Annotated in this window: 7 protein-coding genes; all 7 read right to left on the reverse strand. The window is 62.2% G+C overall.

The window, feature by feature from the left end:
• Positions 1 to 35 precede the first annotated feature (35 nt).
• The gene (gene addA / locus PY649_RS12940; protein ID WP_285868819.1) at positions 36 to 3602 is read right to left on the reverse strand and encodes a double-strand break repair helicase AddA; all 3567 of its coding nucleotides are present in this window, start codon (positions 3600 to 3602) and stop codon (positions 36 to 38) included.
• The gene (gene addB / locus PY649_RS12945; protein WP_285868822.1) at positions 3595 to 6786 is read right to left on the reverse strand and encodes a double-strand break repair protein AddB; all 3192 of its coding nucleotides are present in this window, start codon (positions 6784 to 6786) and stop codon (positions 3595 to 3597) included. Before addB ends, addA begins: the two co-directional genes overlap by 8 nt.
• Positions 6787 to 6790: 4 nt before the next feature.
• Positions 6791 to 7522 carry a nucleotidyltransferase family protein gene (locus tag PY649_RS12950; RefSeq protein WP_285868823.1) on the reverse strand — a complete coding sequence of 244 codons (732 nt, stop codon included), beginning with the start codon at positions 7520 to 7522 and terminating at the stop codon, positions 6791 to 6793.
• A gap of 76 nt (positions 7523 to 7598) precedes the next feature.
• The gene (gene tsaE / locus PY649_RS12955) at positions 7599 to 9110 is read right to left on the reverse strand and encodes a tRNA (adenosine(37)-N6)-threonylcarbamoyltransferase complex ATPase subunit type 1 TsaE (protein WP_285868825.1); all 1512 of its coding nucleotides are present in this window, start codon (positions 9108 to 9110) and stop codon (positions 7599 to 7601) included.
• Complete coding sequence (locus PY649_RS12960; protein ID WP_285868826.1) at positions 9107 to 11692, reverse strand: PAS domain-containing sensor histidine kinase; 2586 nt, start codon at positions 11690 to 11692, stop codon at positions 9107 to 9109. Before PY649_RS12960 ends, tsaE begins: the two co-directional genes overlap by 4 nt.
• 204 nt (positions 11693 to 11896) lie before the next feature.
• Complete coding sequence (gene ahcY, locus PY649_RS12965; protein WP_285868827.1) at positions 11897 to 13297, reverse strand: adenosylhomocysteinase; 1401 nt, start codon at positions 13295 to 13297, stop codon at positions 11897 to 11899.
• A gap of 184 nt (positions 13298 to 13481) precedes the next feature.
• Positions 13482 to 13757 (reverse strand): HPr family phosphocarrier protein, encoded by a 276-nt coding sequence (locus PY649_RS12970; protein ID WP_285868828.1) that lies wholly within the window; start codon positions 13755 to 13757, stop codon positions 13482 to 13484.
• Between the last annotated feature and the right edge of the window lie 16 nt (positions 13758 to 13773).

Raw genomic sequence — 13773 nt, forward strand, 5'->3', positions numbered from 1 at the left:
GATGGTGCGGTGTTCTGATTTCAATATTTGGTATTTCACTTTGTTTTGAGCTCTGCAAGCGCCGATGCGAGCGCTTCTTGGGAGAGCGTGTAGATCGAGCCATTCTCGGTATAGACGAGCACGCAGTCGATGCGTTTGCCGGGATAAAGCGGTGAAAGGATCTCGCGATAGATGGCAAGCTGCGCCCGGTGCGCGAAAGGAATCTCGTCGTTGACGCGTGGCGGCACCCGATTCGTCTTGTAATCAAGGATCACGACGCGATCGTCGAGCACGGTCAGCCGGTCGATACGGCCGGACACCGCATAATTCTGATCGCCGAGCGCCAGCGTGCCCATGATCGAGACTTCCGCCTGGGCGTGGGCGCTGAAAACGCCCTGCAGTTCAGGGTGTGACAGCAGCGCCAATACGGAATTGATCAGCGCTTCGCGTTCGGCCTGCGGCCAGAAGCGTGCAGCTCGCTCGGCGTAGCGCCGCGCCGCATCGGCGCGATCTGCCGGCGCAATCTCCGGCAGTGTTTGCAGCATGCGGTGGATGAAACGGCCTTTTTCCAGGGAGCGATCCGATTTGGTCTTTTCGCTGAACAGCGGCGACGCGACGAACAGATTGTCGGCCTCGTCATCGATAATGGTGCCAGCACCGGAGGGGCTGAGCGGCCGAGGCAGGTTTCGCTGCGGCGGCAGCGGCCGGCTAAGTCCAGCCGGCAGCGCTCGCCGATCCACAGTCGCTTTCGCTTGCTCCATGCGTTCGAATGTGCGCTCGACCTGGGTGACACGCCAGCTTAGGCCCTGCCATTCGCCATCCGGTCCGGCGAAACTGACGGGAGCGCAGCGCTCGCCATCCTGCCGTAGCGCCGCAGAAATCATCGCATGCCACGTATCGGCGTTTTCGCGGATGCCGCGATAGCCGCAGATGATCAGCCGGTCGGCGGCACGTGTCATACCGACATAGAGAAGGCGGCGGTATTCCTCTTCCGCCAGCGCCTGAAGCCTGGTGGTGTCGGCCTGCGTCAGTGAATTGGAAAGTGCCGAGACGGGCACCCAGACGGGCAACGGGATTTCGTCCTTGCCGGTCTCGATCAGCCGCAGCTTCGGCAAATGCGTATGGATAAAGGCTTTGCCGCCGCCGTCGACAAGGAAGACGATCGGCGCTTCCAGGCCCTTGGAAGCATGTACCGTCATGATCCGCACTTCGTTGCGGCCCTTGTCCTGTTCGCGCTTCACCGTCGGCGCCTCCAGCTCCAGCGTCGAGATGAAGGATTGCAGGCCCGGCAGGCCGGAGGTTTCATGGTCCAGTGTGAAGGTCAGGAATTCATCAAGGATGTCGCTGACCTCAGTGCCGAGGCGCGCCAGAAATTGCCGCCGACCGCCGAAGCTGCCGAGCACCCGTGCGTAGAAGTCATGCACGGACAAGCTTTTCGAAAGCGCCAGGAAGGTCTTTAGCCGGTCAACCGCATGGCGGAAGCGATCATTGCCGTCATCGGCGAAACTCTGCAGATGGTTCCAGACGCTTTCATCGTCGTCGCGATAGGCCGCGATGGCGAAAACATCATCTTCGCCGAGATCGAACAGCGGGCTCTTCAGCAGGGCGCAGAGCGACAGGTCATCCTCCGGCAGTAGCAGGAAACGGCCAAGCGCCAGGAGATCCTGAATGGCGATGTGGCTTGTCAGCACCAGGCGGTCCGCGCCGGCGACGGGAACATTGTTGCGCCGCTTCAACGCCCGGGTCAGAGCATTGACAAAGCTGTCACGCTTGCGCACCAGCACCAGGATGTCGCCGGCTTCGATGAAGCGGGCCTTGCCCTTGTCGATGATCGCACCGCGGCCAATAAGATTGCCGATCGTCTGCGCCATACGCCGCGCCAGGATCGCCGCCGGCGCGCTTTCGGGCGTCGAATCGAAGGGCGCGGTCCAGTCTTCCTCCTTCGCCAACGGCTCTGCAGCGATCATATCCCAGAGATCGACGGCGCCGGGATGGCCGATGCGGCTGGAGCGGTGCACGACGGGTTCGGCGACGGCGCTGAGGCCCCGGGCATTCTCCGGCGCGGTGAAAACATGATCGACGGCAGCGAGCACATCGGCGGTCGAGCGGAAGGAGAGTGGCAAGCGGATCGACGAAAATTGCTGGCCGCTGTTGTCCACCCGCCGCCGCGTCCGGTCGCTTTCCTCGGAGAAACGCTCGGGTCGCGCACCCTGGAAGGAATAGATCGACTGCTTCTCGTCCCCGACCGCGAAAATCGTCCTGAGGGTCGGCCGGGCGCTTTCGCCGGAAAAGAAGTCCTCCGCCAGAGACTGGATGACGCTCCATTGGATAGGGCTCGTGTCCTGCGCCTCGTCCACGAGAATATGGTCGATGCCCTGGTCCAGCTTGTAATGGATCCAGGGCCCGACATCCTTCTTGGTCAGGAGATCGGCGGTGCGGGTGATCAGGTCTTCGAAATCGAGTTGGCTGCGCCGCTTCTTCAATTCTTCGTAGTCGCGGTTCAATCGATCGGCGAGGACGAGCGCCGCGCGGGTGGCGCGATACATTCGCATCAGCTTCAGCCGGTCGCGGCAGGCGACGACATGCGCGCGGGCGGTGGCAACGGCATCGGCGAGCGCCGGTGCATCGGCCAGCATCGCCTTGACAAAAAACTGGCTGTCCGATTTCGGCTCGCCCTTGGCGGTCAGCATCACTTTTTCGAGGATCTCGGCGCGGGCGATTGGATCGGCTTCGCGTTTGGCGAGGCGCAGCCCGTAGGCGATATCCTGCGCTTTCGCCCCGCCCTTGAGATCGGCAAGCGTGAGATAAAGCTCCAGCATCGAGCCCGAAAGGCCGGGCAGCGGCCAATATTGCTCGGCGATGCCGGCTTCCGTGTCATCGGCAGCAAGACCAAGCCGGGCGAGCAGCGCGGTCTCGATGCCGCCTTTCCGTTCGGCATCCTCTGTAAAGCGGCGGATGGCGTTGCGATTGGCGACGATCTCGCCAAGCAGCGTCTCCAGGCCGGATTCGTCGCCGAGATCGAGCACATAGGCGAAGGCCTCGGCAAGCTCCGGGTTCTGATGTGGTGGCGTCGCCGTCAGCAGCGACCGGCGGGCGTCATCCAGCAGGGTGGCTGCAGCACGATCGTCGAGAACGGAGAAATGGCCGGCAACATTGGCTTCCAGCGGGAATTGATGCAGCAGCGCCTCACAGAAGGCGTGGATCGTCTGGATCTTCAGCCCGCCCGGTGTCTCCAGTGCCTTGGCGAACAGGCGGCGCGCCTCGGCAAGTTTGAGGTGACCCGGCTCCGCGCCTTCGATCTCGGCGATTCGCGCCTTCAATTCCTTGTCCGGCAGCGTCGCCCAGGCGGCCAGCCGATCGAAAACGCGGTTCGACATCTCCGAGGCGGCGGCCTTGGTGTAGGTCAGGCAGAGAATGGCGGACGGTCGCGCGCCGGAGAGCAGCAGGCGGATGACGCGCTGCGTCAGGACATGCGTCTTGCCGGAGCCGGCATTGGCCGAGACCCAGGCCGACCGATCGGGATCGGAAGCGATAGATTGCTGGACCGTCGTCCAGCCGATCCACACGCCGGGATCGTCGCTGTTTGGCAGGGCAGCCAGATCGTGGGGGGAAAGATTACTCATCACCCGCGCCCTCCTGCTCTGCTTCCGCTGTTGACCATTCCGAAACGCGGGCGAGGTGATCGTAATCGCCGCCATATTCGAATTGCTGGGCGGGGATCAGGCGCGAGGAAAAGCCTTTCTCACCGGATTGCAGCAGGGCGACAAACTTGACGAACTGGTCCATCGACTCCTCGGCCAAGTCCATAGCCGACTTTGTTTCCGTCTTGCCGCCGCGGCCCGATAGCTCGTTGTTGACCTGATCGACCTTGAAACGATCACCAGGCCGGAGCCGGACATAAAGCAGGTTTTCCGGGGTCAGCGCGTCGATGTCGCGAAAGGCGCCAGCCTTCAGCGCATAAGCTTCCAATGCCAGTTGCGGATCGAGCAGCGCGCGCGCCTGCGCCGGGGAGGGATTGTAGCCGGTCTTGTAGTCGATGATATCGGCGGCCCTATTGCCTTTGAAGTCGATGCGGTCGGCAACGCCGGTCAGCCGGATACCGATAGGCTCGATCTCGACGCCGGCGGGCACTTCCGTCGCAGTCCCACGGATCTCCGGCCGCCGCTCGGCTTCCCAGGCGAGGAAAGCGCGGGCCACTTCGCGGAAACGCGGTCGCCAGACACTGTCGATATGAACGGGCAATTGTTCGGCGTCGAAAAGCTCGGCGATGATGCGATCCATCGCCTGCGAAGCATCCGGCGTTCCGGCGATATGGCCTTCACGGATGAAGCGGTCGATGATTTTGTGATAGAGCGTGCCGCGCTCGGCCGGCCCGGGCTCGCGATTGAAGGGGGCGATCGGGTCGAGCCGCAACACGCGCCGGGCGTAGATCGCGTAGGGGTCGCGCCGCAGGCGGCCGACCTCACTGAAGGAATAGCTTTTCGGCTGCAGCGCGGCAGGAGGTTTCGGCGACGGCCGCAGCGCCGAACCCTGATTTTCACCCTCGTCGATCATCGCTGCCCATTGACGGTATTGATCGCCGCGGGCCCTCAATTCTCCGGCAAAGGTCTTGCCGCCCAGTGCCATCAGCCGCTGCAGCCAGCGCGACGCCACCGTCGGGGTCGAACCTTGCCGCAATGCGCGCGAATAGATCAGATCGCGCGTGCCGTTGGCCATCTCGAAATCGTGCGCGAGCTGACCGATGCGCCGCTCCGGCGGCTCGAGGCCGATCTCGGTCTTCATCGTACGGGAGATGAAAGGATTATTGGCGGTCTGGCCGGGCCAGGAGCCTTCGTTCAACCCTCCGAGAATCAGCGTATCGACGCTTTGCAGGCGCGCTTCCAACGTGCCGAAGATGAACAGGCGCGGGTGGCTCAGTGCGCGGGGTTTGACGGCTTGACCGGCGGAGAGGGCGGCCATGATGTCGATCCACTGTGGCCCGTCGGCTTCGAGCTGACCATCCGTGTCGATGACCTCTTTCAGCAGGCTTGCCAGCGTATCGCCCGCCTCGCCGGACCAGAGCCCCGCCAGGCTGCCTCGCTCGTCTGCGGCGACAGCCTCCAGGGTGCGGCCTGTCCGCTCAGCCCATTCGGAAAGGGCGGGGAGGCCGTCGGAAACTTGCTGCGAAAGCGCGGATGCCAACGGCTGGCAAGCTGCAGTGATCTGCCGGGCCAGTGCGCGTGCCCAGTCTACGGCGTCCGGAGTTAGAGCTTTGCGCCATTGCGGCGGATGACGGTCCATCGCCTGTTCGGCAAGCTGGCCGTCGAGCAAGGATTCCAGCGTACCGATATCGACCTCGGCGATGCCACCCCTCAAGGCCAGGATTTCCAGCGCATCGACGCCAAGCTGCAGCGCATCCGGTTGAAGGCCGAAACGGGCGAGGGGATGCTTGAGCAGGGAAACGATGGCGACGGGATCGCCGGGGCGAAGCGTGGCTTCGAGCAGCAATTGCAGCAGCGCGCCTTGCGGCGTCGCGGCGAGCGGCGTGCCGGCTGAATCGTCGGCGACGATGCCGAATCGCGCCAGCTCCGCCGTCACGCGCCGCGCCAGGTTACGATCCGGCGTGATCAGTGCCGCTTGGCTGTCGCCACCGTTCCGCCCGGGTTTTTCCAGGGCGAGCCGCAAGGCGACCGCGATCGCAGTCGCTTCTTCACGCTCGTTGGCGGCTTCGATCAGGGCGACATCGTTAAAGGCTTGCGCGATGGCGCCTGGCGCAAGCGTCTCTTGCCATGTTCCCCAACCGCTGGTCGCTTTGGCGGGTGCAAGGGCGCGCGACAGGATCTGCGCCCGCATCTGCATGCTTTCGGACGTTTCGGCAACGGCTTCGACATCACTCCGGGTCACGCGTAGACGCTTTAGGAGCAGCGACAGGCCATATTGGGGATGGCTGCGCGTCGTCGGATCGATCCTTGCGCCGGCGCTCGGCTCCGGCGCCACCAGCTGCCAGTCCTCTTCCGGCATCGTGAGGTCGAGCCCCGGCAGAACGATGACGCCCTGCGGCAGGGAGGCGACGGCCGCAATCAGCTCCGCCGTCGCCGGAACTGAACCCGTGGAGCCGGCGATGATGATCGGGCCGGCATGCTGCATGGTGGCAAGCCGCTGCGCCTCGGCGCGGAGGATGGCGTTGCGGTTCCGGGCGGGCGAGGATTTGCCGAGTTCTTCCAGCCGCGCCGGCCAGAAGACGCTGGCGATCTGCAGGAATTCGGCGGTCAGTTGCCACCAGAGCGCATGGTCTTCAGCGCTGAGATTGGCAAGCTCCGCCCAGTCGCGATCTTCGGTCTCGATGGAATCGATGAGTTCGGCAAGATTGCGCGCCAACCAGATGGCATCCGCCGGGCTTGCCGGAGCGACGAGCGGCGAATCCGAATGGATGTCGCGGACGATCTGCGGCAGCTTGTTGCGCCAGGCAAGGATAAGCCGCGCCAGTTCCAGCAGGCGCGCCGTATTGGCAAGCGGCTGCGCCAAATCCGCAGTCGCGGGCAGGTTCTCTTCGAAATAGCCGCTATCGTCATCAGTCTCGCCGAGCGGGCGGATTATCGGCAGGATGGCCGAGCGGCCGCCAAGCAGATCGACGAATTCCGAGCGCAGCACGCGCGTCGCACGCCGAGTCGGCAGGAAGATCGTGATCTTGGCGAGCGACAGCGGATCGCCGGGATCGTGGCGATAGTGCTCGGTCAGTCGGCCATCGCAGAGGGCGCTGGCAAGGGTCTTCAGGAAAGGCAGTCCCGCCGGGATTGTCAGAATGCGTTGCCGGTGCCCGCCCGTCATCCCGTCACGCAAACGCCCGGAAGGTCCGGATCGTTTCCTCGGCCTCGCCGATCGCCTCGGGCGTGCCGACGGTCAGCCAGTGACCGTCTAGCATAGTGCCGTAGAGCCGTCCCTTGGCGATCGACTTGTCGTAGTAGATGTTGATGTTGAAAGCCTCGTCCGGCGCGTCCTCGAGAATCGACGGGTTCATGACGATGGCACCCGCATAGACGACGCCGTTTGCGAACGCATTGTTGTAACGCGACAGGCGGTCGTCTTCGGCCAGGTTGAAATCGTTCCTGCCGTTATGACCTGTCGTCTTGTCCAGCGCGACACAAAGCATGGCAATATCCATGCGTGCAACATCGAAGAATCCGGCTAAGCGCTGCAGATTGGTCGGCCTGCCCGGTGTCTCGCCGATCCAGAAGAGATCGGAATTCATGACGAAGACCGGATCGCGGCCGAGAAGCTTCAGCCCCTTGGCCAGCCCGCCACCATTGTTCATTAATGCATCACGCTCGTCCGAAATCAGGATGTCCAATCCGCGATAGTTCCGAAGATGCGCCTCCATCTGATCGGCGTGATGATGGACATTGACCACCACCTGCTCGACGCGGGCTTCGGCCAGCGCATCCAGCGCGTAATCGATCATCGGCTTACCGGCGATCTTAACCAGCGGTTTTGGGATGGTGTCGGTGATCGGCCGCATACGGGTTCCGAGCCCCGCGGCCATTACCATGGCTTGTCTGATGGTCATATCGTCTCGAATGTGTGATTCGCTCGGCTATCTTTTTTAGCATATTGCGAGAAAACCGTCGCCCGGTCTCGGGCAGCTATACACTGCCTATTCCAGCCTGTGCACACCATTCGCGCAGGGGAGCGAGCGCCTCATGCTCGAAAGCAACGGCGAGATAGGCGAGCGTGCGCGGCATATGCTTCATGTAGCCGGGTTTGCCGTCGCGCTGCAGCAGCCGGACCCATAGGCCGGCGAGCTTGCAATTGCGCTGCGCCGACACGATCGCCCAGCTTTTCAGAAACTTTGCTTCGTCGAAACCGCCTTGGGCATGCCGCAGCGACAGATAATCCGCCATCAATTGATCGTGCAGATCGCGTTCGATGGTGACGCGGGCATCCTGGACGATCGAGGCGAGGTCATATGCTGTCGGACCTATCATCGCGTCTTGGAAATCGATCAGGCCGATCCGCTGGATGCCCTTTTCCTTGGCCCGCCAGATGATGTTCGGTGAATGGAAATCGCGCAGCAGCAGGTTTTTCTCTGCACTGTCCAGCTCATCGATCAGGCCATCCCAGATTGCCAGATATTCCGCGCGTTCCTCGTCGCTCGCCGGCACGCCGCGTTTCCAGGGCAGATGCCAGTCGATGAGCAGCCGCGCTTCCATCTTCATCGCCGTCCGGTCGAAATCCGGGATATGGTGGACGTGATCTGGCGTGACATGGATGTCGCGCGGAATGTGGAAACTGTGCAGATGCGCCAGGCAGGCGACGCTTGCCCGATAGCGATCGGCAATCGGCTTGCCTTCTTCGTCGAGCACGCCGTCGGTGCCGAGATCCTCGATCAAAAGAATGCCCTGATCGTAGTCGGCGGCGAAGATTTCCGGCGCTGCAAAGCCGTTTTCACGCAGGACATTGGCAATCGCTACGAAGGGATAAGCATCCCAGGCGAGATGCGCGACCTTGGGGTAGGGCTTGCCGTCCAGCACCGGCGGCCCTTCGGGCAGCCGCGGCCAATCCATCAGGATCACGCGCTTGCCGGCGCCATGCGGATGGATGGCTTCATAAGCGCGCAGCGAAGCATCGCCGGTCAGGAAACGCCGCCCGGCGCCCGCATAACCATGCGCATCGAGGAAAGCGCGGATCGCCAGGACGCGCTGGATGCGGGCGAATTGCTTGGCCGGCGCCATAATCGTCGCCCGACGGCCTTCGGCTTCGTGTTCGAGCTTAAGATCGATGTGCTCTTTGGGCAGCTCGCCTTCGGCCATCTCAGGCCATTCCACCAGGCAGATGCCGGTTTGCAGCGCTTCGTCGAAGCCGAGCTCGTCGAGCTCGCTGGGATCGCCCAGGCGATAAAGATCGAAATGTGAAACCGGAATGCGCAACTCGTAGGATTGTACGAGCGTGAAGGTCGGGCTCGGCACGTCCAGCTCGGCATCGTCGGCCATGGCGCGCAGGAGGGCGCGCGCGAGCGACGACTTTCCGGCGCCGAGATCGCCCGATAGCGCCAGGCAATCGCCCGCCTTCAGCGCCAATGCCAGATCCTCGCCCAGGCGAGTGGTTGCGGTGTCGTCTGCCAGGAAAAGGGAGATACTTGTGTTCGCTGCTGTCATTCTGCTGCGACGGAGTGCGGCAATTCGGCGGAGGGAATCCGGCAGGTGACCGTGGTTCCCTTGCCCGGCTGGCTTTCGATCGACACCTGGCCGTCATGCAGGCTGACGAAGCTTTCGACGATCGAGAGGCCGAGACCGGCGCCGCTGCGCTTGCCGCCCTTGCCACTGGAGGCAAAGCGGTTGAACACCGTGCGCATGATCTCTTCGGGGATACCTGGGCCTTTATCGGCGACCGAGAAGACAAAATCAGTGCTTTCGCGCCCGCATCTCAGTTCGATCGTCGAGCCTTCCGGTGCGAAATTGGCGGCGTTGGTCAGAAGCTTGAGCAGGATCTGCTTCAGCCGCTGTTGATCTGCGATAACGGAGCCGAGATGGGCGGGAACGGTGATTTCCAGCGTCACGCCGCTTTCCTGCAGCCGGTCGGCAATCTGCATCGACACCTCGTCAAGGAGGTCGTCGAGCGCGATCTCGGAATAGTTCAGCCGCATGATACCGGCATCGACAGTCGCAAGATCCAGAATGTCGTTGACCAGCGTCAGCAGCACCGAGGAGGAGGTGGAGATATGATCGATATACTCCGCCTGCCGGTCGTTCAGTGGCCCGATGCCCGGCGTCTTCAAAAGATCGGTAAAGCCGATGATGTTGGTCAGCGGCGAGCGCAGCTCGTAGGAAACATGCTGAACGAAGTCGTTCTTCAGCTCGTCGGCCTTCAGCAGCGCCTCGTTCTTTTCGGTCAGCGCCCGTTCGGCGCGTACACTGTCGGTCTTGTTGACGAAAGTCAGCATCGTCTGCGCATTCGGCAACGGAATGACGGCATAATCAAGGACAAGGTTGGAATAGAGCTCCAGCGTACCTTGCGACGATGGCCGTTCGTCGTCGAAGCTGGTGATCTGCTCCGCAAACCGCTTCCAGCCATCCGGCCGGTCATAGGACGGCGCGCAGGCCTCTGCCAGCGCCTGGATATGTGTGCCAGGCTTCGCCTGGGCTTCGGTGATGTTCCACAGGATGCGGAAAGCCGGATTGGAGAGGCGAATGCGGCCATCGGGACCGAAGACGGCAACGCCCTCGGAGAGATGGTCGATAGTCTCGCCCTGCACCTTGACCAGCGTGTTGTAGCGCGTTTCGAGATCGACCTGTTCGGTCAGGTTCTCGAATACCCAGGTGGCGCCGCCTTGGGGATGCGCGGTGGCGAACACCCGCAGGATCTGACCGTTCGGCAGGTGCCAAAGATCGGATTGCGTGTCGAGCGCGCGGTAGACGGACAAGACGCCGTCTTTCCAGGTCTTCCAGTTCAATTGCTCCGGCAGTTTCTTGGCGCTGCGCAGCCGATCCAGCAGCTCGCTATTGTCCGGCTTCTTCTCGAGGAAAGCGATGTCGAGCTCCCAGAGCTGGACAAAGGCCTGATTGTAGAATTGCAGCCGGCGGTCGCCGTCGAAAATCGCGACCGGAGTCGCCAGATGATCGAGCGTCTCGGCATGGCTTTTCAGCGTACGCTCCAGCTCGGCACGGACCGCTTCCGCTTCGGAAACGTCCACGGCAATCCCGGCCGAACCATCTGATGATCTGACGTCGACAACATCGAAGAAGGTGCGGTTGCCATGAACGACGGTGGAAATCTTGTCGTGAAAGGGCGATTCCGGTGTGGCGGAGGCACGGATGCGCTCGCGAGCGACCGTGGTCAGGAATTCGCGGCCTTCGCGGATGGCCTCATCCGGCGATACGGCCTCGACCGCTTCGCCATAGGCTTGGTTGACCCAGGTCAGCTTGCCCTCGACATCACGCCGCCAGACCGGCAGGTCGATGGTGTCGAGCAGGTTCTGGAAAACGGAGATCGAGGTCATCAGCCGGTCGCGCTCGATCTTCAGCTCGGCCAGTTCGGCGCGCAGATTGTTGAGCGCGATGAAGCGGACGAAGGCGCGGCCACCGGAAATGCGGCCCTGAGCTTCCAATATTTCGTCGCGGTTCGTTTCGACCACCATGTCGAAGCTTTGGCCGTTGCCGCGCAGCTTGTCGATCGCCTTTTCGAGATCGCCGGCCGACCAGGATTTCAGCCAGCGGCCGAAAGCGAGAAATTCGTTATCCTGTGGTGCACCGGTCTCGACAGGGAGCTGGCCAAGCAGCTCCGGCCGTGCGTTCTGACCGTCCCAGATGATGATGCGACGGTTCTTGTCGGCAATCAGTGCCTGATATTGCGAAATGCGCTGGTTGGCGTCCGACAGCGCCGTGCGGATCTCGCGGCTTTCGTTTTCGATATTGCCGCGCTGGCGGATCATCCACACCGTCGACAAGAGCGCGGCTGAGATCACGCCGATGATGACGGAGAAGACGGCCATTTCGGAGGAGGTGAAGAGACGGGCCGCCGGCGTGGCAGCGCTGGTCTGCGCCAGAACCGGACCCGCAAAGCCGGCAACGACGCCACCGAAAACGCTGAGGCGCAGCAAGCGGGCCAATGAGGCCGATAGACCCAAATTCGTCCGCCGCGTTCTCCGCGATAAAGATATATATGCGCTAGCCTGCCCTCGCCGCGCGATCGCCGCGCGGGGCATCGCTGGTTCTGGCAGGCTATCTTTCCCTTCAGACATAAGCGGTCTGTCTCCGTCCTGTAATGTGCCGCATCTCGACAAGACATCCCATTTTCATGGCTCCGGGCGTGCCCGGTTCGTCACGAATCAAGTCTAAAAACAATACTGCCTAAGGGAATCGCCGGGAAGGGAGCGGGCCAAAAAATAAGCCCCGGCATTTGTCAATGCCAGGGCCACAAGATATTGTGGATATTGATCCTAAGATCAGTATCTGTAGTGGTCAGACTTGAACGGACCCTGCGGAGTGACGCCGATATAGGCAGCCTGTTCTCCGGAAAGCTCCGTCAGTTTCACGCCAAGCTTGCTGAGATGCAGGCGAGCAACCTTTTCGTCGAGGTGCTTCGGCAGCACGTAAACCTGGTTCTGGTACTGGCCGGGCTTGGTGAAGAGCTCGATCTGCGCCAGCGTCTGGTTGGTGAAGGAAGCCGACATGACAAAGGACGGATGGCCGGTGGCGTTGCCGAGGTTCAGGAGGCGGCCTTCCGACAGCAGGATGATGCGGTTGCCCTTGGCGAACTCGATCATGTCGACCTGCGGCTTGATGTTCGTCCACTTGAGGTTACGCAGCGCGGCAACCTGGATCTCGTTGTCGAAGTGGCCGATGTTGCCGACGATCGCCATGTCCTTCATCGCGCGCATATGGTCAATGCGGATGACGTCCTTGTTGCCGGTGGTGGTGATGAAGATGTCGGCGGTGGAGACGACGTCCTCAAGCTGGACCACTTCATAGCCGTCCATGGCGGCCTGCAGGGCGCAGATCGGATCGACTTCCGTGACCTTGACGCGTGCGCCGGCGCCCGAGAGCGAGGCGGCAGAACCCTTGCCAACGTCGCCATAGCCGCAGACGACCGCGACCTTGCCGGCCATCATGACGTCGGTGGCGCGGCGGATGCCGTCGACCAGCGATTCCTTGCAGCCGTACTTGTTGTCGAACTTAGACTTGGTGACGCTGTCGTTGACGTTAATCGCCGGGAAGGGAAGCAGGCCCTTCTGGCTGAGCTGGTACAGGCGGTTGACGCCCGTGGTGGTTTCTTCGGTGACGCCCTTGATGGCTTCGCGCTGCTTGGTGAACCAGCCCGGCGATGCCTTAAGGCGCTTCTTGATCTGCGCAAAGAGGATTTCTTCTTCCTCGGAATGCGGGTTGGAGAGCACGTCCTCGCCGGCTTCGGCGCGGGCACCGAGCAGGATATACATGGTGGCGTCGCCGCCATCGTCGAGGATCATGTTGGAGAAGCCGCCATCGGTCCACTGGAAGATCTTGTCGGTATAGGTCCAATAGTCTTCGAGGCTCTCACCCTTGACGGCATAGACCGGAACGCCGGAAGCGGCGATCGCGGCAGCGGCATGATCCTGGGTCGAGAAGATGTTGCAGGATGCCCAGCGCACCTGAGCGCCGAGAGCGACCAGCGTCTCGATCAGGACTGCGGTCTGGATCGTCATGTGCAGCGAACCGGTGATGCGGGCGCCCTTCAGCGGCTGCGCTTCGCCGAACTCGGCGCGGCAAGCCATCAGGCCCGGCATTTCGGTTTCGGCGATCGAGATTTCCTTGCGGCCAAAGTCCGCAAGGCCGATATCGGCGACGATGTAGTCCTTATCAGTGCTCATCAGGGGGTCTCCAGCCTGAACGATGCGAACGGACCGCAGGCGAACGCCTCGGCCGAATGCAACAAAATTGCACGCTGACAGCGTGTGGGATGATGCCCTGTAGCAGGCTTCAAGCTGGAAATCAATGATGATATAAAGAGGTCTTTATATCTTTATATCCCGCGCGGCGGCTCGATGAGAGGACTTATATCTCTTCGCCGAACTTGTCGGCGACCAGACGGTCCAGCGCATCCAGCGCCTCGGCAGCCTGGTTGCCGCTGGCCGTAACGAGCACGCTGCAGCCAGGGCTGGCCGCGAGCATCATCAGGCCCATGATCGAGTTGCCGCCCACCGTGGTCCCGTCCTTCGAGACGGTGATGGTGGCGTCGTAGGCTTCGACGGTCTGTACGAATTTGGCGGAGGCGCGGGCATGGAGGCCGCGTTTGTTGATGATCAGAAGTTCCCGGGAAAGCTCTGTCATAGGCGGGGCGGTTGTC

This window comes from Rhizobium mayense (genome assembly GCF_030272705.1).
Taxonomy (GTDB): domain Bacteria; phylum Pseudomonadota; class Alphaproteobacteria; order Rhizobiales; family Rhizobiaceae; genus Rhizobium; species Rhizobium mayense.

Bases quoted from the DNA above. Each gene is read 5' to 3' on its own strand.
- addA (WP_285868819.1), bottom strand. From the start codon at position 3,602: ATGAGTAATCTTTCCCCCCACGATCTGGCTGCCCTGCCAAACAGCGAC.
- addB (WP_285868822.1), bottom strand. From the start codon at position 6,786: ATGACGGGCGGGCACCGGCAACGCATTCTGACAATCCCGGCGGGACTG.
- PY649_RS12950 (WP_285868823.1), bottom strand. From the start codon at position 7,522: ATGACCATCAGACAAGCCATGGTAATGGCCGCGGGGCTCGGAACCCGT.
- tsaE (WP_285868825.1), bottom strand. From the start codon at position 9,110: ATGACAGCAGCGAACACAAGTATCTCCCTTTTCCTGGCAGACGACACC.
- PY649_RS12960 (WP_285868826.1), bottom strand. From the start codon at position 11,692: ATGTCTGAAGGGAAAGATAGCCTGCCAGAACCAGCGATGCCCCGCGCG.
- ahcY (WP_285868827.1), bottom strand. From the start codon at position 13,297: ATGAGCACTGATAAGGACTACATCGTCGCCGATATCGGCCTTGCGGAC.
- PY649_RS12970 (WP_285868828.1), bottom strand. From the start codon at position 13,757: ATGACAGAGCTTTCCCGGGAACTTCTGATCATCAACAAACGCGGCCTC.